24 protein-coding genes are annotated in these 19,857 nt (G+C 73.2%); 19 read left to right on the top strand and 5 right to left on the bottom strand.

The genetic code is table 11. The features are described from left to right. Nucleotides 1–231 precede the first annotated feature (231 nt). From UO65_RS29075 to UO65_RS29015, 13 genes are all read left to right on the top strand, one after another. Nucleotides 232–1,305 (top strand): PhoH family protein, encoded by a 1,074-nt coding sequence (locus UO65_RS29075; protein WP_052021917.1) that lies wholly within the window; start codon nt 232–234, stop codon nt 1,303–1,305. A gap of 43 nt (nt 1,306–1,348) precedes the next feature. Beyond that, complete coding sequence (ybeY, locus tag UO65_RS29070) at nt 1,349–1,903, top strand: rRNA maturation RNase YbeY (protein WP_035288828.1); 555 nt, start codon at nt 1,349–1,351, stop codon at nt 1,901–1,903. Between the two features lie 13 nt (nt 1,904–1,916). Beyond that, entirely contained in the window at nt 1,917–3,254 is a 1,338-nt protein-coding gene (locus UO65_RS29065) for a hemolysin family protein (protein WP_035288826.1), read from the top strand. Continuing rightward, complete coding sequence (locus UO65_RS29060) at nt 3,247–3,588, top strand: hypothetical protein (protein ID WP_035288824.1); 342 nt, start codon at nt 3,247–3,249, stop codon at nt 3,586–3,588. The genes UO65_RS29065 and UO65_RS29060 overlap by 8 nt, the downstream gene beginning before the upstream one ends. Then, nucleotides 3,585–3,938 (top strand): hypothetical protein, encoded by a 354-nt coding sequence (locus UO65_RS29055; protein WP_035288822.1) that lies wholly within the window; start codon nt 3,585–3,587, stop codon nt 3,936–3,938. Before UO65_RS29060 ends, UO65_RS29055 begins: the two co-directional genes overlap by 4 nt. A 4-nt stretch (nt 3,939–3,942) precedes the next feature. After that, a complete protein-coding gene (gene era, locus UO65_RS29050; protein ID WP_035288820.1) occupies nt 3,943–4,851 on the top strand; it encodes a GTPase Era in 909 nt (302 codons plus the stop codon). Between the two features lies 1 nt (nt 4,852). Beyond that, nucleotides 4,853–5,293 (top strand): DUF2752 domain-containing protein, encoded by a 441-nt coding sequence (locus tag UO65_RS29045; protein ID WP_052021916.1) that lies wholly within the window; start codon nt 4,853–4,855, stop codon nt 5,291–5,293. A gap of 104 nt (nt 5,294–5,397) precedes the next feature. Further along, entirely contained in the window at nt 5,398–5,868 is a 471-nt protein-coding gene (locus tag UO65_RS29040; RefSeq protein WP_035288818.1) for a CD225/dispanin family protein, read from the top strand. Nucleotides 5,869–5,962: 94 nt separating this feature from the next. Further along, entirely contained in the window at nt 5,963–6,700 is a 738-nt protein-coding gene (recO, locus tag UO65_RS29035; RefSeq protein WP_035288816.1) for a DNA repair protein RecO, read from the top strand. A 106-nt stretch (nt 6,701–6,806) separates the two neighbouring features. Beyond that, nucleotides 6,807–7,652: an isoprenyl transferase gene (locus UO65_RS29030; protein ID WP_035288866.1), complete on the top strand. Its 846-nt coding sequence runs from the start codon at nt 6,807–6,809 to the stop codon at nt 7,650–7,652. Beyond that, a complete protein-coding gene (locus tag UO65_RS29025) occupies nt 7,649–8,068 on the top strand; it encodes a hypothetical protein (protein WP_035288814.1) in 420 nt (139 codons plus the stop codon). Before UO65_RS29030 ends, UO65_RS29025 begins: the two co-directional genes overlap by 4 nt. A 642-nt stretch (nt 8,069–8,710) precedes the next feature. After that, nucleotides 8,711–9,721 (top strand): permease, encoded by a 1,011-nt coding sequence (locus UO65_RS29020; protein WP_035288864.1) that lies wholly within the window; start codon nt 8,711–8,713, stop codon nt 9,719–9,721. Then, nucleotides 9,718–10,638, top strand: coding sequence for a TIGR03943 family putative permease subunit (locus UO65_RS29015; protein ID WP_035288812.1), 921 nt, complete (start codon nt 9,718–9,720; stop codon nt 10,636–10,638). The genes UO65_RS29020 and UO65_RS29015 overlap by 4 nt, the downstream gene beginning before the upstream one ends. Nucleotides 10,639–10,736: 98 nt before the next feature. Here UO65_RS29015 and UO65_RS29010 read toward each other — a convergent pair whose 3' ends face one another. From UO65_RS29010 to UO65_RS29000, 3 genes are all read right to left on the bottom strand, one after another. Further along, entirely contained in the window at nt 10,737–11,147 is a 411-nt protein-coding gene (locus tag UO65_RS29010; protein ID WP_035288810.1) for a Fur family transcriptional regulator, read from the bottom strand. Beyond that, nucleotides 11,144–11,539, bottom strand: coding sequence for an ArsR/SmtB family transcription factor (locus UO65_RS29005; RefSeq protein WP_035288808.1), 396 nt, complete (start codon nt 11,537–11,539; stop codon nt 11,144–11,146). The genes UO65_RS29010 and UO65_RS29005 overlap by 4 nt, the downstream gene beginning before the upstream one ends. A 123-nt stretch (nt 11,540–11,662) precedes the next feature. Continuing rightward, nucleotides 11,663–12,037 (bottom strand): antibiotic biosynthesis monooxygenase family protein, encoded by a 375-nt coding sequence (locus tag UO65_RS29000; protein ID WP_052021915.1) that lies wholly within the window; start codon nt 12,035–12,037, stop codon nt 11,663–11,665. A 95-nt stretch (nt 12,038–12,132) separates the two neighbouring features. On the opposite strand from UO65_RS29000, the gene UO65_RS28995 reads away from it, so the two are divergent. Both UO65_RS28995 and UO65_RS28990 read left to right on the top strand, forming a co-directional pair. Then, on the top strand, nt 12,133–12,387 hold the full coding sequence (locus tag UO65_RS28995; RefSeq protein WP_035288806.1) for a hypothetical protein: 255 nt from the start codon (nt 12,133–12,135) through the stop codon (nt 12,385–12,387). Nucleotides 12,388–12,477: 90 nt separating this feature from the next. Further along, the gene (locus tag UO65_RS28990; RefSeq protein WP_035288804.1) at nt 12,478–13,863 is read left to right on the top strand and encodes a glycine--tRNA ligase; all 1,386 of its coding nucleotides are present in this window, start codon (nt 12,478–12,480) and stop codon (nt 13,861–13,863) included. 109 nt (nt 13,864–13,972) lie between these two features. Here the strand turns inward: UO65_RS28990 and UO65_RS28985 are convergent, their stop codons facing one another. Beyond that, the gene (locus UO65_RS28985) at nt 13,973–14,911 is read right to left on the bottom strand and encodes a hypothetical protein (protein WP_052021914.1); all 939 of its coding nucleotides are present in this window, start codon (nt 14,909–14,911) and stop codon (nt 13,973–13,975) included. 242 nt (nt 14,912–15,153) lie between these two features. Here UO65_RS28985 and UO65_RS28980 point away from each other — a divergent pair, with 242 nt between their 5' ends. From UO65_RS28980 to UO65_RS28965, 4 genes are all read left to right on the top strand, one after another. Next, a complete protein-coding gene (locus UO65_RS28980; RefSeq protein ID WP_052021918.1) occupies nt 15,154–15,738 on the top strand; it encodes a YdcF family protein in 585 nt (194 codons plus the stop codon). 25 nt (nt 15,739–15,763) lie between these two features. After that, the gene (locus UO65_RS28975; protein WP_035288800.1) at nt 15,764–17,038 is read left to right on the top strand and encodes a deoxyguanosinetriphosphate triphosphohydrolase; all 1,275 of its coding nucleotides are present in this window, start codon (nt 15,764–15,766) and stop codon (nt 17,036–17,038) included. Nucleotides 17,039–17,056: 18 nt separating this feature from the next. Then, on the top strand, nt 17,057–18,124 hold the full coding sequence (locus tag UO65_RS28970) for a serpin family protein (protein ID WP_035288798.1): 1,068 nt from the start codon (nt 17,057–17,059) through the stop codon (nt 18,122–18,124). A gap of 103 nt (nt 18,125–18,227) precedes the next feature. Then, nucleotides 18,228–18,794: a carboxymuconolactone decarboxylase family protein gene (locus UO65_RS28965; protein WP_035288796.1), complete on the top strand. Its 567-nt coding sequence runs from the start codon at nt 18,228–18,230 to the stop codon at nt 18,792–18,794. On the opposite strand, the gene sigJ is transcribed toward UO65_RS28965, so the two are convergent. Further along, nucleotides 18,757–19,719, bottom strand: coding sequence for an RNA polymerase sigma factor SigJ (sigJ, locus tag UO65_RS28960; protein ID WP_035288794.1), 963 nt, complete (start codon nt 19,717–19,719; stop codon nt 18,757–18,759). The genes UO65_RS28965 and sigJ overlap by 38 nt on opposite strands. Between the last annotated feature and the right edge of the window lie 138 nt (nt 19,720–19,857).

Raw genomic sequence — 19,857 nt, 5'->3', positions numbered from 1 at the left:
GGCACGGGACGAGGACACCGATACAACCCCGGTATCGGCGCCCTCGCCCCGCACGGTGTCCATCCCGGCTAGAAGCCGCCTCGATCACGACTCTCATCGAACGAGACTTCCGAAACACGGCCTGGACCCGTTTCTCCGGTGCGGAGTGTCGGCCCCGAGGTCTAGCATTCACAGCACAGGCAGCCCGCTGACCAGCAGGCCGGAGACGAGCAGAGGCAGGACCGAGACCACGTGACGGGTACTCCCGAGCAGCGCCCCAGCGACACGCCCACCGCCGGGCACGACGCCCAGTCCCGCTTCCCGATCCCCGAGGGCGCCACCCTGGCCCTGCTCGGGCGGCGCGACGAGAACCTCCGGCTCCTGGAGGACCTGCTGGACGCGGACGTGCACGTGCGCGGCAACGAGGTCACCCTCACCGGTGTCCCGTCCGACGTGGCGTTCGCCGAGCGGGTCTTCTCCGAGCTGGGGACCCTGGCGGCCCGCGGCCAGCAGGTGGGCGTGGACACGGTCAAGCGCACGGTCGCGATGCTCTCGGCGGGCACCGCCGAGAGCCCGGCCGAGGTGCTCAGCTTCGACATCCTGTCCCGGCGCGGTCGCACGATCCGCCCGAAGACGCTGAACCAGAAGCTCTACGTCGACTCCATCGACGAGAACACCATCGTCTTCGGCATCGGCCCGGCGGGCACCGGCAAGACCTACCTGGCGATGGCCAAGGCCGTGCAGGCGCTGCAGGCCAAGCAGGTCAGCCGGATCATCCTGACCCGGCCCGCGGTCGAGGCGGGGGAGCGGCTCGGGTTCCTGCCCGGCACCCTGTTCGACAAGATCGACCCGTACCTGCGCCCGCTCTACGACGCGCTGCACGACATGCTGGACCCGGAGTCGATCCCGCGGCTGATGCAGGCGGGCACGATCGAGGTCGCCCCGCTGGCCTACATGCGCGGCCGCACCCTCAACGACGCCTTCGTGGTGCTCGACGAGGCGCAGAACACCACGCCGGAGCAGATGAAGATGTTCCTCACCCGGCTCGGCTTCGGCTCCAAGATGGTCGTCACCGGCGACATCACCCAGGTCGACCTGCCCGGTGGGCACCGCAGCGGCCTGCGGGTGGTGCGCGACATCCTCACCGACGTCGACGACGTGCACTTCGCCGAGCTGACCAGCAGCGACGTGGTCCGGCACAGCCTGGTCGGCGACATCGTCGACGCCTACGAGCGCTGGCAGGGCGCCGAGGACATGGCCACCCAGCGCCGCGGCCCGGTGCGCGCGGGCGGGCGGTCCCCGCAGGCCCGGGAGAACGGCCACTAGGGCCGGGAGAGCGGTCGGCGGGGCGACCAGGGACACTGGCGCGGTGAGTATCGAGATCGCCAACGAGTCCGGTGTGGCGGTCGACGAGGCATCCATCGTCGCCGCGGCCCGGTTCGCCCTGGACCGGATGAACGTCAGCGCCCTGGCCGAGCTGTCGGTGCTGCTGGTCGAGCTGGACGTCATGTCCGACCTGCACGAGCGCTGGATGGACCTGCCCGGGCCCACCGACGTGATGGCCTTCCCGATGGACGAGCTGGACTCGACGCGCCGCCCGGACGCCTCCGACGCCGGGCCCGCCCTGCTCGGCGACATCGTGCTGTGCCCGGCGTTCGCCAAGGACCAGGCCCGCACCGCGGGGCACTCCCTGCTCGACGAGCTGCACCTGCTGACCGTGCACGGCGTGCTGCACCTGCTCGGCTACGACCACGCCGAACCCGCCGAGGAACGGGAGATGTTCACCCTGCAGAAGCGCATCCTCGCCGACTTCCGCTCGGCCGCGGCCGAGGCCAAGCGCCGCGCCGCGCAGCGGGTCGAGGACGACAAGCTGCTCGGCGCCGTCGGCCTCGGCGAGGCCGAACAACCCCCCCAGACCCCCTGACCCGGAGGCCTCGTTGTCATCGGACTCGGCGGGCCTGCTCGTCCTCGCCGTCCTGCTGGTCCTCGCGGCCGGGTGCTTCGCCGCGGCGGACGCCTCGCTCTCGGCGGTGTCCAAGGCCAGGGTCGAGGGGCTGCTGCGGGCGGGCCGCACCGGCGCCCGCCAGCTCCTCGCCGTCGTCTCCGAACGGCCCCGGCACATCAACCTGCTGCTGTTGCTGCGGCTGGGCTGCGAGCTGACCGCCACCGTGCTGGTCACCGTGGTGTGCCTGCGCTCGATCGGCCCCGGCTGGGTGGCGGTGCTCGTCGCGGGCGTCGCCATGGTCGTGGTGTCCTACGTGCTCGTCGGCGTCGGCCCGCGCACCATCGGCCGCCAGCACCCCTACGGCGTCGGCCTGATCGCCGCGGGCCCGGTGCGGGTGCTCGGTTCGGTGCTCGGCCCGCTGTCGCGGCTGCTGATCCTGGTCGGCAACGCGATCACCCCCGGTCGCGGCTTCCGCGAGGGGCCGTTCTCCTCCGAGGTGGAGCTGCGCGAGCTGGTCGACCTGGCCCAGGAGCGCGGGGTGGTCGACGCCGACGAGCGCGAGATGATCCACTCGGTGTTCGAGCTGCGCGGCACGATCGCCCGCGAGGTCATGGTGCCGCGCACCGAGATGGTGTGGATCGAGCAGGGCAAGTCGGTGCGGCAGGCGCTGGCGCTGTCGCTGCGCACCGGCTACACCCGCATCCCGGTGATCGGCGAGAGCGTCGACGACATCGTCGGCCTGGTCAACCTCAAGGAACTCGTGCGCACCGCGATGGAGTCCGCCGCGGAGTCGCAGCAGGTGGCGCGGGTGATGTCGGCGGCGGTCTTCGTGCCCGACACCAAGCGCCTCGACGACCTGCTGCGGGAGATGCAGCTGTCGAAGTACCACATGGCCATCGCCGTGGACGAGTACGGCGGCACCGCGGGCCTGCTGACCATCGAGGACATCCTGGAGGAGATCGTCGGCGAGATCACCGACGAGTCCGACGCCGACGAGCGCCCCCCGGTCGAGCACCTCGACGACGGCGCCGTGCGGGTCAGCTCCCGGCTGCCGGTGGAGGACCTCGGCGCGCTGTTCGGCCTGGAGCTCGACGACCAGGACGTGGAGACCGTCGGCGGCCTGCTCGCCCAGCGGCTGGGACGTGTGCCACTTCCCGGGGCGGAGGCCGAGATCGCCGGGCTACGGTTCCGGGCCGAGGGCGGCAAGGACAACCGGGGGCGGATGCGCATCACCTCGGTGGTGGTCCGCCCGACCGAGACCGTCGAGGCCCGCGACGACCGCGCCGGGGCCGACGACCAGGAGTGGGAGAGGAGCGGCGAGCGTGGCTGACGGCGAGCTGGACCCGGAGGACGCCAAGATCGTGACCCTGGCGAGGTCGAGCCGGGCCAGGACCGGTGCCGCCGAGGGGGCCGCGGTGCGCGACACCGACGGCCGCACCTACGCCGCCGCCACCGTCGCCCTGCCCTCGCTGGCGCTCACCGCGTTGCAGGCCGCTGTGGCCGCCGCGGTGTCCAGCGGCGCGCAGGGGCTGGAGGCCGCGGCTGTCGTCACCGCCGCCGACGCCGTCGACGCCGACTCCGTCGCAGCCGCCCGCGACCTCACCGCCGGGGTGCCCGTGCTGCGCGCCGACCCGTCCGGCGCGGTCGTCGAGACGCTCGCGTGAGCACCCTGGTCTCGGTCTGCCGCGACTGCTGCTGCGGCACCGTGAAGAAGCACCCGACCACCGACCACGGCGCGCACCTGCGCCGCATCCGCGAGGCCGCGGCCACCATCGGCGCGACCGTGCGCGTGGCCGCCTGCCTGGACACCTGCGAGACCTCGAACGTGGTGGTCGTGCAGGCCAAGGGCGTCAAGCCGGTGTGGCTGGGCTGGGTCCTCGGCGAGGACGCCATCGCCGACCTGGAGCGCTGGTTGCTGGCGGGCGGACCCGGGGCCGCGCCCCTGTCGGACACCCTCGAACTGCACCGCATCACCCCGCCGGGTCTGCGGTCCAGGGACGACAGGGCAGAATGACCCGGTGACCAGCACCGCCGCAGCACACCGTTCCGGATTCGCCTGCTTCGTGGGCAGGCCCAACGCGGGCAAGTCCACCCTGACCAACGCGCTGGTCGGCAGCAAGGTCGCCATCACCTCCAGCAAGCCGCAGACCACCCGGCACGCCATCCGCGGCATCGTGCACCGCGACGACGCGCAGCTCGTCCTCGTCGACACCCCCGGCCTGCACCGCCCGCGCACCCTGCTCGGGCAGCGGCTCAACGACATCGTCCGCGAGACCTGGTCCGAAGTGGACGTCGTGGGGCTGTGCGTGCCCGCCGACCAGAAGGTCGGCCCCGGCGACCGGTTCATCGCCGCCGAGCTGGCCAAGGTCGCCAAGCGCACCCCGGTCATCGGCGTGGTCACCAAGACCGACCTGGTGACCCCGGACCAGGTGGGCGAACAGTTGCTCGCGTTGCAGGAAGTGATGGAGTTCGCCGAGCTGATCCCGGTCTCGGCGGTCGACGGCTTCCAGGTGCGGACGCTGACCGACCTGCTGGTGGCCCGCCTGCCCGAGGGCCCGCAGCTCTACCCGGGCGGCGAGCTGACCGACGAGCCCGAGGCCACCCTGGTCGCCGAGCTGATCCGCGAGGCCGCCCTGGAGGGCGTGCGCGACGAACTGCCGCACTCCATCGCCGTCACCATCGAGGAGATGAACCCGCGCGAGGGCCGCGACGACATGCTCGACGTCTACGCGGTGCTCTACGTGGAGCGCTCCAGCCAGAAGGGCATCGTGCTCGGCCACCGCGGCGAACGGCTCAAGCACGTCGGCTCCACCGCCCGCAAGCAGATCGAGGCGCTGCTGGGCACGAAGGTCTACCTCGACCTGCACGTGAAGATCGCCAAGGACTGGCAGCGCGACCCCAAGCAGTTGCGCCGCCTGGGCTTCTGACGTGCCGCTCGCGCTGCGGCGCCCGGTGTACGTGCCGCCGCGCCCGCTGGGCCGGGCACTGGCCGCGCCGCTGGCCCTTGTCGGTGCCGGGATCGCGGGCTGCGTCGTGGTCGTGCTGTCGGACCCGACCGCACCGGGAAGTTGGCTGCCCGCCTGCCCGACCAAGGCGCTGACCGGGGTGTGCTGCCCGGGGTGCGGGGGCGTGCGGATGGTCCACAGCCTGCTGCACGGCAGGTTGGGGGACGCGCTGCACTACAACGCGGTGTCGCTGGTGTTCCTGGTGCTGTTCGCGTGGAGCACGGCGGCCTGGGCGGTGAGCCGGGTGCGCGCCCGGCACGTGCGCAGTTGGATTCACTGGCGGTGGACGCCGCTGCTGGCCGGGGTGGTCATCGGCGGGTGGTTCGTCGTCCGGAACATCCCGGCGCTCGGTCTCTACGTGTAGCGGTCCAGGTGCCCAAAGTCATATCAGCGCAGTCCCACTACGCCTGTCGGCGGTAGCAGATACCCTCACCGGCACCCAGTCGAAAGTTCTAGGGGGAACCTCCGTTGAGCAGTCCTTACGGCCCGCAGCCGCCCTACGGCCAGCAGCCCCAGCAGTACGGGCAGCAGCCGCCTTACGGCCAGCCGTCGCCGCCCTACGGCTCGCCCGCGCCGTACGGTCAGCAGCCCGGTCCGTACGGGCAGCAGCCCGGCCCCTACGGACAGCAGCCCGGTCCCTACGGCCAGCCCGGCTACGGCCAGCAGCCCTACGGCTACGGCATGCCCGGCGACATCAACGCCATCCCGGACTACAAGGGCTGGGCCATCGCCACCATCTTCATCGGCGGCCTGCTCTTCGGCATCCTCGCGATCATGAAGTCGAACGAGGTCGGCCAGTACAAGATGCAGGGCAACTACCAGATGGCCGAGTCCGCGTCGAACACCACGCGCACCATCTGCCTCATCGGCAACATCCTCGGCGGCATCGGCTGCGTCGCGGCGATCATCTTCCTCATCGTCGGCCTCTCCGCGTACTGAGGTCCACGGGCTTCGCCGCCCACGGGGGAACCGTTCCGAAAGAGCCCGCACGACTCGTGCGGGCTTTTTCCGTCCGAGGTGGGAGAATGCCGGGGTGAGCCTGTACCGCGACACCGGCGTGGTGCTGCGCGTGCAGAAGCTCGGCGAGGCCGACCGGATCATCACGCTCATCACCCGCAACCACGGCAAGGTCCGCGCCGTGGCCAAGGGCGTGCGCCGCACCACCTCCCGGCTCGGCGCCCGGGTCGAACCCTTCGCCCACGTCGACGTGCAGTTCTACACCGGGCGCACCCTCGACGTGATCACCCAGGTGCAGACCATCGACGCCTTCGGCGCGGGCATCGTCGGCGACTACCAGCGCTACACCTCCGCCTGCGCCGTGCTGGAGACCGCCGACCGGATGTCCGCCGAGGAGGGCGAACCGGTCCTGCGGCTGTACCTGCTCGTCGGCGGCGCCCTGCGCGCCCTGGCCGACGGCACCCGCGACCCGTCGCTGGTGCTCGACGCGTTCCTGCTGCGCGCGCTCGCGTTCGCGGGCTGGTCCCCCGCCCTGTCGGAGTGCGCCCGCTGCGGCGACCCCGGCCCGCACCGGGCGTTCAGCATCCAGGCGGGCGGCTCGGTGTGCCCGAGGTGCAAGCCCCCCGGCTCCGCCAGCCCCACCCACGAGGTGCTGACCCTGATGGCCGCCCTCGCCGACGGCACCTGGGCCGTCGCCGAGCGCGCCACCGACGCCGCCCGCCGCGAGGCCAGCGGCCTGGTCGCCGCGCTGCTGCAGTGGCACCTGGAGCGGCAGTTGCGCTCGCTGCCGCTGGTGGAGCGGCGCAGGCCCTGACCCGTGCTCCCGTGCGCATGTGGACAACCGACCTCCGCGTGCCCCCCGGTTTCCCGGGGCTCGTACTGTTGACCGCCGAGTCCCCTGGTGTCGTGAAGGAGTGGTCGTGCTGCGTCGGCGGCGGGTCAGCAGAATCGAGGAGGGGCGCCCGGTGCGCCCGCCGGAACCGCACGCCTCGGGCGCGCGACCGCCCGCCATCCCGCTGGAGTTCGTGCCCCGGCACGTGGCGATCGTCATGGACGGCAACGGCCGCTGGGCCAACCAGCGCGGCCTGACCAGGGTCGAGGGCCACAAGCGCGGCGAGGCGCAGGTCGTCGAGGTGGCCCGCGGCTGCATCGACCTCGGGGTGCGGTGGCTGTCGCTGTACGCGTTCTCCACCGAGAACTGGCGGCGCAGCCCCGAGGAGGTCCGCTTCCTGATGGGCTTCTCCCGCGACGTCATCCGCGACCGCACCGACGAGCTCGACGACATGGGCGTGCGGGTGCGCTGGGCGGGCCGCCGCCCCCGGCTGTGGCGCAGCGTCATCAAGGAGCTGGAGGTCGCCGAGGAGCGCACCCGCGGCAACGACGTGCTCAACCTGGCGATGTGCATCAACTACGGCGGCCGCGCCGAGATCGGCGACGCCGCCCGCGAGATCGCCCGCCTCGCCGCCGCGGGCAAGATCAACCCGGAGAAGGTCGACGAGCGCACCATCGCCCGCCACCTCTACCAGCCCGAGATGCCCGACGTGGACCTGTTCATCCGCCCCTCCGGCGAGCAGCGCACCTCGAACTTCATGCTCTGGCAGTCCGCCTACGCGGAACTGGTCTTCCAGGACATCCTCTGGCCCGACTTCGACCGCCTGCACCTGTGGGCCGCCGTGGAGAACTACGCCCGCCGCGACCGCCGCTTCGGCGCCGCCGCGGACTCCGAGGAAGTGGCGCGCAAGCTCCTCCTGGAAGGACAGCAATGACCACCGAGGCCACCACCGAGGCGACGCTGCTCACCAAGGCCCGCCAATCTCTGGAAACCTTCCACGACGTCCACGTCGACGACGACGGCGCCCTCACCTTCCGCCACGGCGAGGTCCCCTGCGCCGTGCAGGCCATGCAGCTCGCGGAGGGCCTCACGGTCCTCAGCCTGACCTGCGTCGTCGCCTGGGACCTCCCCGAGGACCAGAACCTGGCGGTCTCCGCGGCCGAACGGGCGGGCCAGGGCCTCTTCGGCACCCTGGGCGTCGTGCACTCCGACCGCGGCATGGACGTCACCCTCCGCTACGCCTTCCCGGCCGACGGCCTGGAGGTCACCGCCCTGGGCACGCTCCTGATGCTGGTCGTGTCTACCGCCAGTCAGCTCCGCATCGATCTCCTGGGTGAATCCACCACCTGATCGAGGAAAAGCGTCCCTTACCGACGAGTACAGCCCTCTGGGTATCGAACAGCACCCCGGCCCCACCCCACCGGACCCCACGAGGCACCCATGACCACATCCGACCCCACCCCGACCTCCGCCGACCCGACGCCAACCTCGGGCGGGTCCGCCCCGGTCCCCGCTGGGTCCACCGCGGCATCCGGCGGGCCCACCCCGACCGCCGCCGGGCCTACCCCGCTCTCCGCTGGGCCCACCCCGACCTCGGGCGGGCGCACCCCGGCCTCGGGCGGGTCCGGCCCGGTTTCCGGTGGGTCCACCCCGGCCTCTGTCGACTCCGCTCCGGCTTCCGCCGACCCCACCCCGACCTCGGGCGGACCCACCGCGGCCTTTGGCGGGTCCGCCCCGGTCTCTACCGGGCCTGCTCCGGTCTCCGGCGGGCCTGCTCCGGCCTTCGGCGGGCCTGCTCCGGTCTCTACCGGGCCTGCTCCGGCCTTCGGCGGGTCCGCCCTGGTCTCCGGTGAGTCCGCCCTGGTCGTCAGCGGGTCCATCGCGGCCTCCGCCGAGTCCGCCGCGTCCGCCCCGTCGGGCGCAGGGTCCCCGGTTCCCGGGGCCGCTGCGCCCGCCGGAGAGCGGGAAGGCGCCCCGGGCCGGACCGCGACCCTGGACCCGCAGCCACCCCCCGCGGCGGGCCCCACCCGGTCGCGGCGGGTGACCTCGCTGGAGATCCTGTGCGCGCTGCTGGTCCTGGCGCTGCTCGGGCAGCAGTGGATCGCTTCGTGGTTGGACGCGCCCGCGGTGCGCACCGGGGCGACGATCTTCGTGGCCGTGTGCGTGCAGGCGCTGCCCTTCCTGGTGCTCGGGGTGCTGATCAGCGGGGCCATCGCCGCGTTCGTCCCCGCGTCGCTGCTGGACCGGCTGCTGCCCAAGCGCGAGGCGGTGGCGGTGCCGGTGGCGGGCATCGCCGGGGTGGCGCTGCCGACGTGCGAGTGCGCGGCGGTGCCGGTGGCGCGGCGGCTGATGCAGCAGGGGGTGCCGACCTCGGTGGCGCTGGCGTTCCTGCTCGCCGCGCCCGCGGTCAACCCGATCGTGCTGGTCGCGACGAGCGTGGCGTTCCCCAACGCCCCGGCGATGGTCCTCGCCCGGCTCACCGGGTCGCTGGCGACCGCGGTGGTGATGGGCTGGTTGTGGGCCCGCTTCGGCAAGGCGGCCTGGATCGTCGAACGCGCCCTGCGCCGCATCCCGGAGCCCGACGGCCGCACCCGCTGGCGGATGTTCTTCGAGACCTCCCGCGCCGACCTGGTCGACGCGGGTGGGTTCCTGGTCATCGGCGGCCTCACCGCGGCGGTGCTCAACGTCGTCATCCCCCGGGCCTGGGTCGACTCGCTGGGCTCGCAGCTGGTGCTGGGCATCGTGGTCATGGCCGCCCTGGCCGTCCTCCTCGCCCTGTGCAGCGAGGCCGACGCGTTCGTCGCGGCGTCGATCGCGGGCATGCCGCTGCTGCCGAAGCTGGTGTTCCTGGTGGTCGGCCCGGCCATCGACGTGAAGCTGTTCGCCCTGCAGGCGGGAACGTTCGGCCGCGCGTTCGCCCTGCGCTTCGCCCCGGCGACCCTGGTGGTGGCCACCGCCTGCGCGGTCGTGTCCGGTGTGGTCTTCCTGGGAGGTGCCGGATGAGGCGCGAGACGCAGAACGTCCTGCTGGTGCTGGTGGGCGGTGCCCTGCTCAAGATCGCCCTGACCGGCACCTACCTGCTCTACGTCAAGCCGTCGCACCAGTACTGGCTGATCGCGGGCGGCATCGTGATGCTGCTCCTCGCCGCCGTCTCCATCACCCGCGACCTGGTCTCCGCCGCCCGCACCCCCCGAGACCAGCCCCTCCCCGCCCATAGCGGGCAAGACCACACCGAGCACGGCCAACCAGGGCACACCCACGCCGACCACGTCCACGCTCACGCCGAGCACGGCCAACCAGGGCACGACCATGCCGCCCACGCCGCCCACCACGGCCAACCGGGGCACGGTCAGGCTGAGCATGACCACGCCGGGCACGGCCTCGCGGGCGACGACCACGCGGGGGAGCACCAGCACTCGGCGCGGAGCGCGTGGCTGCTCCTGCTCCCCGTGCTGGCGATCTTCCTGATCGCCCCACCCGCCCTGGGCGCCGACTCGGTGAAGCGGGCCGACAGCGGCGCGGCAGTGGCCCGCTCGGCCACCACCGACTCGGCCCTCTACCCCGACCTGCCCCCGGGCGACGTCCTCCCGCTCGGCATGGCCGACTTCGCCTCCCGAGCCGCGTTCGACCGCTCCCGCGCCCTGGAGAGCCGCACCGTCCGCCTGACCGGCTTCATCGTCCACGACGGCGACGACGTCCACCTCGCCCGCCTGAGCATCGCCTGCTGCGCCGCCGACGCCTTCCCGGTCCGAGTCCGCCTCGACGGCCGCTCGGTCGACACCCTGCCCAACGACACCTGGATCGACGCCGTCGGCAAACTCGCCCCCGGCAGCGCGACCAAGGAGAACGACTACATCCCCACCCTGTCGCTCCTCGGTGTCACCCCCGTACCGCAGCCGGAAAACCCGTACGAGCAGTAGCCGCCCACCACTGGCACCACCGAGACCGTCCCGCTCTCGGACACACGGCCTGGCTGTGGCACCCGTCCTGTGGTCTCAGCGGCTGGGGCGGGTGGTGCTCAGGCGCAGCGCTCGCAGGTGCCGAAGATCTCCACGGTGTGGCTCACCTGGGAGAAGCCGTTCTCCGCCGCGATGCGGTCGGCCCAGCGCTCGACGGCGGGGCCCTCGACCTCCACGGTGTGCCCGCAGGAGCGGCACACCAGGTGGTGGTGGTGATGGCTGGAGCAGCGCCGGTAGATCGCCTCGCCGCTGTCGGTGCGCAGCACGTCGATCTCGCCCGCGTCGGCCAGGGACTGGAGGGTGCGGTAGACCGTGGTGAGGCCGATGCCCTCGCCGCGCTTGCGCAGTTCCTCGTGCAGTTCCTGGGCGGAGCGGAAGTCGTCGAGCTGGTCGAGCAGTTGGGCCACGGCGGTGCGCTGGCGGGTCGAACGCCTGCCCGGCACCGTTGCCGAGGATCGGTCCGTCGTCACCGGCGTTCGCCTTCCTCCACGTGGGCCACCGCGTCCACCACGATGTGCGACAGGTGCTCGTCGACCAGCCGGTAGACCACCTCCCGGCCGTGCCGCTCCCCGTGCACGACCCCGGCCGACTTGAGCACCCGCAGGTGCTGGCTGATCAGCGGCTGCGCCACCCCCAGCGCCTCGACCAGCTCGTGCACGCACAGGTCGGCGGCGCGCAGCTCCAGCACGATGGCGATCCGCACCGGAGCGGCCAGCGCCCGCAGCAGGTCGCCCGCCGCGCTCAGCGTGCTCACCGGCCTGCGCGGCAACTGCTGCGGCGCGGGCCGGTCGGGCGAGTGGTCGTGCCGCTCGGGAGCGACGGGCAGTTCCCGCGACGCGGCGTCCGAGGTCACGATCGACATCGTCCTCTCCTGCTGGCCTGGCCCGGGGTGATGGTTACCGTTGTCAACATCCTAGGCCGTTTCCGCCGGAGCCGGGATTGCACCTGCTCACAGCCGAGTGGACCGCCGGTCGACCGGGTGGGGTCACCGCGCCGTGGTGGGCCCCGCGGCCTCGCCCAACCGCACCGTCCCCGCGTCGGCGGCCAGCAGGCTGGTGTGCCTGCGGACCGACCCGGGCGCGGCCTCCACCACCACCTCGAAGGCGGCGGGTTCGGTCGTGTCGGCCTCGGCCAGGAACGGGATCACCTCGGTGCGCACGTCGAACGGCGACAGCGACCGCCGGTAGGCCGCCACCGACTCGAACTCCACGGTCAACGCCCACGAGCCCGCGTCCTCGGTCGAGCGCACGAGCAGCCCGCGCACGCACCCGGGCTGCGCCAGCAGCAACCCCAGCGCCCGCTCGGCCCGGGCGGTGAACGGCTCGGGGTCGGTCACGGTGAACCGGGCGATCAGCAGCACGCGCGCGCCTTCCGGTGGTGTTCGGTGCGAGGATGCAGAACGGTAGCCCACGCAGCCGTCACCGACCGGGAGGCACCGTGCCACCGCAGCGCCCGATGCGAGCACCACTGCCGGCGGGCCGCGGCCCGCTGTCGAGGGTGTCACCGTCACTGGCCTTCCTGGTCGTGGTCGCCGTGTTCGCGACCGGGGTCCTGGTGCGCGGCGCGGTCGGCGCCGGACTGCTGTTCCTGCTGGCCGCCGGGGTCGTCACCCTGCTCGCGGGCACCTGGCGGGTGCTCTCGGCCGGGCAGCGGGCGGGCCGCGCCCTGGTGCTGGCGCTGCTCGTGGGAATCGCCTTCTCGGTGCTGTGACCGACCGGGCGGGCGCCGTACGGCCCACCGCCGCCGCGGACTACCCTGGGCACCCTCGCCGACCTTTGATTTCCCCCGCATGGAGGGTCAGTGCCCGCCGAACGGCTCGACTCCGTCGTCAACCTCTGCAAGCGCAGGGGCTTCGTCTACCCGAGCGGTGAGATCTACGGCGGCACCCGGTCCGCCTGGGACTACGGCCCCCTCGGCGTCGAGCTCAAGGACAACATCAAGCGCGCCTGGTGGAAGTCCGTGGTGCAGGGCCGCGACGACGTCGTCGGCCTGGACTCCTCGGTCATCCTGCCCAAGCAGGTCTGGACGGCGTCCGGCCACGTGAACGCCTTCCACGACCCCCTGGTCGAGTGCACCTCCTGCCACAAGCGCTTCCGCGCGGACCAGCTCGCCGAGCAGTACGCCGCCCGCACCGGCAAGGACGTGGCCGAGAACGACGTCTCCGACGTCCCCTGCCCCAACTGCGGCACCCGCGGCGAGTACACCGAGCCGCGCGAGTTCAACATGATGCTCAAGACGCACCTCGGGCCAGTGGAGACCGAGGAGGGCATGCACTACCTGCGCCCGGAGACCGCCCAGGGCATCTTCGTGAACTTCCTGAACGTGCTGACCACCTCCCGCCGCAAGCCGCCGTTCGGCATCGGCCAGATCGGCAAGTCGTTCCGCAACGAGATCTCCCCGGGCAACTTCATCTTCCGCACCCGCGAGTTCGAGCAGATGGAGATGGAGTTCTTCGTCGAACCCGGCACCGACGAGGAGTGGCACCAGTACTGGATCGACGAGCGCCTGCGCTGGTACACCGACCTGGGCATCGCCAAGGACAACCTCCGCATCTACGAGCACCCGCAGGAGAAGCTCTCGCACTACTCCAAGCGGACGGTGGACATCGAGTACCGCTTCCGGTTCGACGGGCAGGAGTGGGGCGAGCTGGAGGGCGTGGCCAACCGCAGCGACTTCGACCTGACCACGCACTCCAACAACTCCGGCGTCGACCTGTCCTACTTCGACCAGGCCACCAACTCCCGCTACCGGCCGTTCGTGATCGAGCCCGCCGCCGGTGTCGGCCGCCCGATGATGGCGTTCCTGCTCGACGCCTACACCGAGGACGTGGCGCCCAACGCCAAGGGCGGTGTCGACCAGCGGATCGTGCTGCGCCTCGACCGCAGGCTGGCCCCGGTGAAGGCCGCCGTGCTCCCGCTCTCGCGCAACGCGGACCTCTCGCCCAAGGCCCGGGACGTGGCCGCCGCGCTGCGCAAGCACTGGAACACCGACTTCGACGACGCGGGCGCCATCGGCCGCCGCTACCGCAGGCAGGACGAGATCGGCACGCCGTTCTGCGTGACGGTCGACTTCGACACCCTCAACGACCACGCCGTCACCGTCCGCGAGCGGGACACCATGTCGCAGGAGCGGGTCTCCCTCGACCGCCTCGAGTCCTACCTCGCCGCCCACCTCATCGGCTGCTGATCCACCCCCCGTCTCCCGACCACCGACGTCTGTTCCGACTGGTATCGACCCCCACCGGCAGCAGGCGGGCTCCGTCCGCGTCGGTCCCGCGCGCTGCCGGTGGCCCGGTTCACCCCTTGTGCGCCACCACCTCCGGGCGCGGCAGGTCCGCCGCGAGCCGGTACGCGCCCCGCAGTTCGGCGACCACCGCCGCGGTGTCGTCCCGGATGCGGGCGGGCGCGGTGTGCACCGGGATCACCCCGGCCGCGGTCAGCCTGGCCGCCCGGGTGAGGGTGGCCCGGTGGCTGCTCGGCGCCCACGGCCGGTGCAGGTCGGCGTCCCAGGCCAGCCCCACCTCGTCCCACCACGCGTCGACGATGCCCAGGTGGACGTCGTTCGGCGTGCTCAGCCGCACCGACCACCGCGGTGGCGGCAGCCCCGCGCGGTCCACCAGCGACGCCGCGATCCGCGTTCCCGCCGACCGGACTCCCCGGTCCACTTCGGACAGCACGCGGCGGAGCGCGCCCACGCCGGTCGCGGAGGTGGACGCCAGTTCCCGGTGGATCGCCGCGAGCGGCACCGGGCCGCCGAGTGCCAGGGCGCGCACCTCCTCCACCGACGGTGTCCGCCTGCACGCGTCGACGAGCGCCCTGGCGGCCGGAGCGGTGGGGAACCCCCGCCGCCACAGCGTGTCCGGCATCCGGTCGGTGCGCTCGGCCGCCACCGACCCGTCCGACCGCCCGCGCGCCGACGACGGCACGAGCAGGTGGATCGCGCCCAGCGGCGGCACCGCCATCCCGTGCAGCCACAGGGCCTCCCGGCCGGTGACGACGGCGTGCGGCCCGGCCACCCGCAGCGCCGCCTGCAACCGCTGGGTGCGCGCGGGCGGCGCGTCGCTGAGCAGGACGACGCCTTCGTCGAGGCGCTGCCACGGGCCCCGGGGCGCGCAGCGGGCGGCGATCCGGGGACCGGAGAGGCCGAGTGCGACCAGTTCGGACGAGCGGGCCACGCCGTGCGGGAACAGGGCGGGCAGGTGGTCGAGGTCGAGGACTGCTCGGTTCGCTGTCATGGCTTCGAGGAAACCGGCTCGGCGGGCGGGCGGGAAGGCGAGTCGCGAACCTGTGGATGGATTCGGGGGATGTGGACAACTCGGGGGTCGGGCAACCCCCGGCCGCCACGGACGTCATACCCTGCGCGTAGCGTGTTCGCCGCACCACGGCTCGTCCCCGGTCCTGGAAGGATGTCGGAGTGCCCCCCCACCCCCACCCGGTGCGCCGGTTCCTGCGCAGGCTGCTCGTCGGTTTCGTGCTGATGGGCTTCCTCGTCGTCGGCGGCACCGCGTTCCGGGTCTGGCAGGTCGCCCGCATCGACGACCGCGACCGCGCCGACGTGGTGGTCGTGCTCGGCGCGGCCCAGTACGCCGGCAGGCCGTCGAAGGTCCTCGAAGCCCGGCTGCGGCAGGCCAAGGCGCTGTTCGAGGAGGGCGTCGCCGAGCACATCGTCACCGGCGGTGGCAGGCGGGAGGGCGACCGCTACAGCGAGGCCGAGGCGGGCAAGCGCTGGCTGGTCGACCACGGCGTGCCCGACGACCGGGTCATCCAGGTCAGCGAGGGCAACGACACCCTGGGCACCCTGCACGCCGTGGCGGGCGAGGTGATGAACCGCGGCTGGGAGTCCGCCGTGATCGTCAGCGACCCCTGGCACTCGCTGCGCGCCCGCACCATGGCCGAGGACGCCGGGCTGGACGCCTGGACCTCGCCCACGCACTCCGGACCGATCGTGCAGACGCGCGAGACCCAGGCCCGCTACATCCTCCGCGAGACCGCCGCCCTGTTGTACTACCGCGGCACCCACGCCTCCGCCGACCGCATCGCCCTCGATCAGGAAGTCGGCTGACGCCCCCGGGACGTACCCTCTCCGGGTGAACAACGGCTACAGCGCGCACGACCGCGAACGGCTGGTCGCCGAGCCGGACAAGGGCGCGGGCCTGCCCGGTGCGCGGGCCCCCGTGCGCACGCCGTTCAGCCGGGACCGCGCCCGGGTCCTGCACTCGGCGGCGCTGCGCAGGCTCGCGGGCAAGACCCAGGTCGTGGGGCCCAACGAGGGCTCCGAGGCGCACGGCATCCCGCGGACCAGGCTGACCCACTCCCTGGAGGTCGCCCAGATCGGGCGCGGCATCGCCGAGGAACTGGGCTGCGACCCGGACGTCGTCGACACCGCGGGCCTCGCCCACGACATCGGCCACCCGCCCTTCGGCCACAACGGCGAGCGGGCGCTCGACCTCGCCGCCCAGCCCTGCGGCGGGTTCGAGGGCAACGCGCAGACCCTGCGCATCCTGACCCGGCTGGAGCCGAAGGTGCTCGGCCACGGCCTCAACCTCACCCGGGCCTCGCTCGACGCGGCCGCGAAGTACCCATGGCCGCGCCGCGCCGGGGTGGTCAAGTTCGGCGTCTACGACGACGACCTGCCGGTGTTCCGGTGGCTGCGCGACGGCGTCCCCGACGACCGCCGCTGCCTGGAGGCGCAGGTCATGGACTGGGCCGACGACGTGGCCTACTCGGTGCACGACGTCGAGGACGGGGTGCGCGCCGGGCGGATCTCGCTGGCCTCGCTGGCCGACCCGGCGGAGCGCGCGGTGATCGCCGGACTGGCCGCCAAGCACTTCTCCGCCGAGCCGGTCTCCTGCCTGGAGGAGGCCGCGGCGCAGCTGCTGGGGCTGTCCCCGGTCGCCGACCTCGTCGCGCGGGAGTACGACGGTTCGCTGGCCGCCCAGGTCGCGCTCAAGCGGCTGACCAGCGAACTCGTCGGTCGGTTCGCCACGGCGGTCGTCGCGGGCACCCGCCGCGCGCACGGCGACGGGCCGCTGACCCGCTACGCCGCCGACCTGGTCGTACCCGGGCGGGTCGCCGCCGAGGTCGCGCTGCTCAAGGCGATGGCGGTGCGCTACGTGATGAGCGACCCCGACCGGCTGGCCCTGCAGGCCGGGCAGCGCGAACTGCTCAGCAGCCTGGTCGCGGTGCTGGTGCGGCGGGCGGCGGAGGTGCTGGAGCCCGCGTTCCGCCCGGCCTGGGCGGAGGCGGCGGACGACGCGGCGCGGTTGCGGGTGGTCATCGACCAGGTCGCGTCGCTGACGGACTCGCAGGCGCTGGTCTGGCACGCCGCGCTTGTGGACAACCACCGAGCCCCCGGCCGCTGAGCCGGCACACTCGGACGCGTGTCGCACCTGGACTTCACCCTGGCCCTGCTCCGCGCCGTCGCGCCCGACCCCGCGGAGCAGGTGTGCTGGTCGCCGTTCTCGGTGGCCAGCGCGCTCGGCCTGCTCGCGGAAGGGGCCCGCGGGGACACCCGCGCCGAGCTGACCGCGCTGCTCGGCGACCTCGACGAGCTGCACGGGGCGTTGGCGGGGGCGACCGAACCGGACGACGGCGAGGACCGGATGACCCTCGCCGTGGCCAACACGCTGTGGGTCGACCCCGCGATCCGGGTCGAGGAGGGGTTCGCGTCCCGGATGTCCGGCGGGGTGCGCGCGGTGTCGTTCCGCGACGACACCGAGGGCGCCCGCCGCACGATCAACGCCGACGTCGCCGAGACGACCCGGCAGTTGATCGACGAGCTGCTGAAACCGGGCGACGTCCGCGCGACGACGGTCTCCGCGCTGGTGAACGCGCTGTACCTGAAAGTGGCGTGGCGCAACAGGTTCGCCGAGGGCGGGACCGAGCCGCGGCCGTTCCGCACCCCATCCGGACCGGTCGACGTGCCCACCATGGCGCTGACCGAGACGCTGGGGTACGCCGCGGTCGACGGGTGGCAGGTCGTGCGGCTCCCGGGGGCCGGGCAGGTGGAGGCGCTCGTCCTGCTGCCGGACGGCGACCTCGCCGAGGCCGAGGCCACGCTGACCGGCGAGTCGCTGGCGGCGCTGGTGGAGGCGAAGGGCCGGGCCATGATCACGTTGCGGCTGCCGAGGCTGGCGGTGCGGTCGGAGGCGAAGCTGCGGTCCGCGCTGTCCGGACTGGGCGTCCGGGCGGTCTTCACCGACGAGGCGGACCTCAGCGGGATCAGCCCGGACCGGCTGGCGGTGGACGAGGTCGTCCACGAGGCGGTGCTCAAGGTCGACGAGCAGGGCTTCGAGGGCGCGGCGGCCACGGCGGTCATGATGCGAGCGGTCAGCCTGTCCGTCGGCGAGCCGCTGGAGGTCGCGGTGGACCGGCCGTTCCTGTTCCTGGTCCGGAATCGTCGTACCGGCGTGCTCTACTTCGTGGCGAGGGTGACGGACCCGTCCTGATCCCGTTCTTGATCCCGTTCCGACCGGCTGTCACACATCGACCCGGTACCTCGTCTCCCGAGTACACGGCCCCCGACGGGGCCCTGCGACGGAGGAGCCCGAGATGGCCCGTATCGACGGTGTGGACGGCAAGTCGGGTGGTCCGGTGCTGCGGATGCTCTACCGGTTCGCGGCCAAGCGGTTCGGGGCCGTGCCCGAGCCGTTGACCGTGCTGGCCCACCACCGCGGGCTCATGGGCGCGAACGTCGTCCACGAGCTCGCCGCCCAACGGGCGTCCACGGTGCTGCCCGCCGCCGTCCGCGAGCTGGCGGTGTACCGGGTCGCCCAGCGGCTGGGCTGCTCGTGGTGCGTCGACTTCGGCGCCATGCTCCAGCGCCTCGACGGGCTGGACGTCGAGCGGCTCGCCCACATCGATGACCACGCCACCTCGTCCGCCTACACCGACGACGAGCGGCTGGCCATCGCCTACGCCGACGCCATGACCGACACCCCGGTCGGCGTCACCGACGCGCAGTTCGCCGAACTCCGGGAGCGGTTCGGTGAGAAGGGAGTGCTCGAACTGACCTACCAGATCGCGCTGGAGAACATGCGCGCCAGGATGAACGGCACGCTCGGCATCGTCGACCAGGGCTTCAGCTCGGGGGAGGCGTGCCGGGTGCCGACCCGGTGACCCTGGTCAGCTTGTCCGGGTTGACCACGTCGTAGACCTCCGCGATCCGGCCGTCCCGGACCGCGAAGGTGGTGACCCGGGCACCGAGCGGCCGGTGCCCGTCACCACCGGGGGTCGCGGGCAGCACCATGCCCAGGTCGCCGTTCACCAGCACCAGGCGCCCGCCCGCCAGGGCGGCGGTGCCGTACATCGCGAGCAGCCCCAGCAGGAACCGGCCGATCCGGTCGGCGCCGACCACCCGCTGCCGCGCCGTGCGGGCCTTGCCGCCACCGTCCCCGGTGAGCACGGCGTCCGGGTGCAGCAGGGCCACCACCCTGGCCAGGTCACCGGAGGCCAGGGCGGCGAGGAAGTCCTCGACGAGCTCGCGCTGCTGCGGCAGCGGCACCCGCGGTGGCGGGTCCGCCGCTGCCGCGGCCCTGCGGGCCCGGGTGGCGTGCTGGCGGGCCGCCGCGGGTGAGCAGCCCAGGGTGGCGGCGATCTCGCCGAACGGGACGCCGAACGCGTCGTGCAGCACCAGCGCGACCCGCTGCTCCGGGGTGAGCCGGTCGAGCACGACCAGGGCGGCCAGCCGCACGCCGTCGTCGCGGACGACCACGTCCAGCGGGTCCTCGGCGGCGGCCGGGCCGGGGGCGCCGGGCAGCGGGGTGACGATCGGCTCGGGCAGCCACGGGCCGACGTGGCGCTCGCGGCGGGCGGTGGCCGACCGCAGCCGGTCCAGGCACAGCCTGCCCACGGCGGTGGTCAGCCAAGCGCGCAGGTCGCGGATGCCCTGCAGGGTCTGTTCGTCCACACCGGACAGGCGCAGCCAGGCGTCCTGCACCGCGTCCTCGGCGTCGGCCAGGGTGCCGGTGAGGCGGTAGGCCACGCCCACCAGGTGCGTGCGGTGCTCGGCGAACCGCGCGGCGAGGTCGGCGTCGGCTGGCACGCGCCCATGGTAGGGGCGGGTGTGGGCACCGGCGGCGGCGGTGGGGGAGTGGTCGACGAACAGGACGAGCGAGCTGGGAGGAGATCGGCGAAACCAGGACGTGCCGGTGCGCGGGCGTGGCCGGTGGGAGGAAGTCGG

It is taken from the genome of Actinokineospora spheciospongiae (genome assembly GCF_000564855.1).
GTDB classification, from domain to species: domain Bacteria; phylum Actinomycetota; class Actinomycetes; order Mycobacteriales; family Pseudonocardiaceae; genus Actinokineospora; species Actinokineospora spheciospongiae.
Note: the sequence above shows the minus strand (reverse complement) of the source record. Positions and strands in the feature narration are given on the sequence as shown.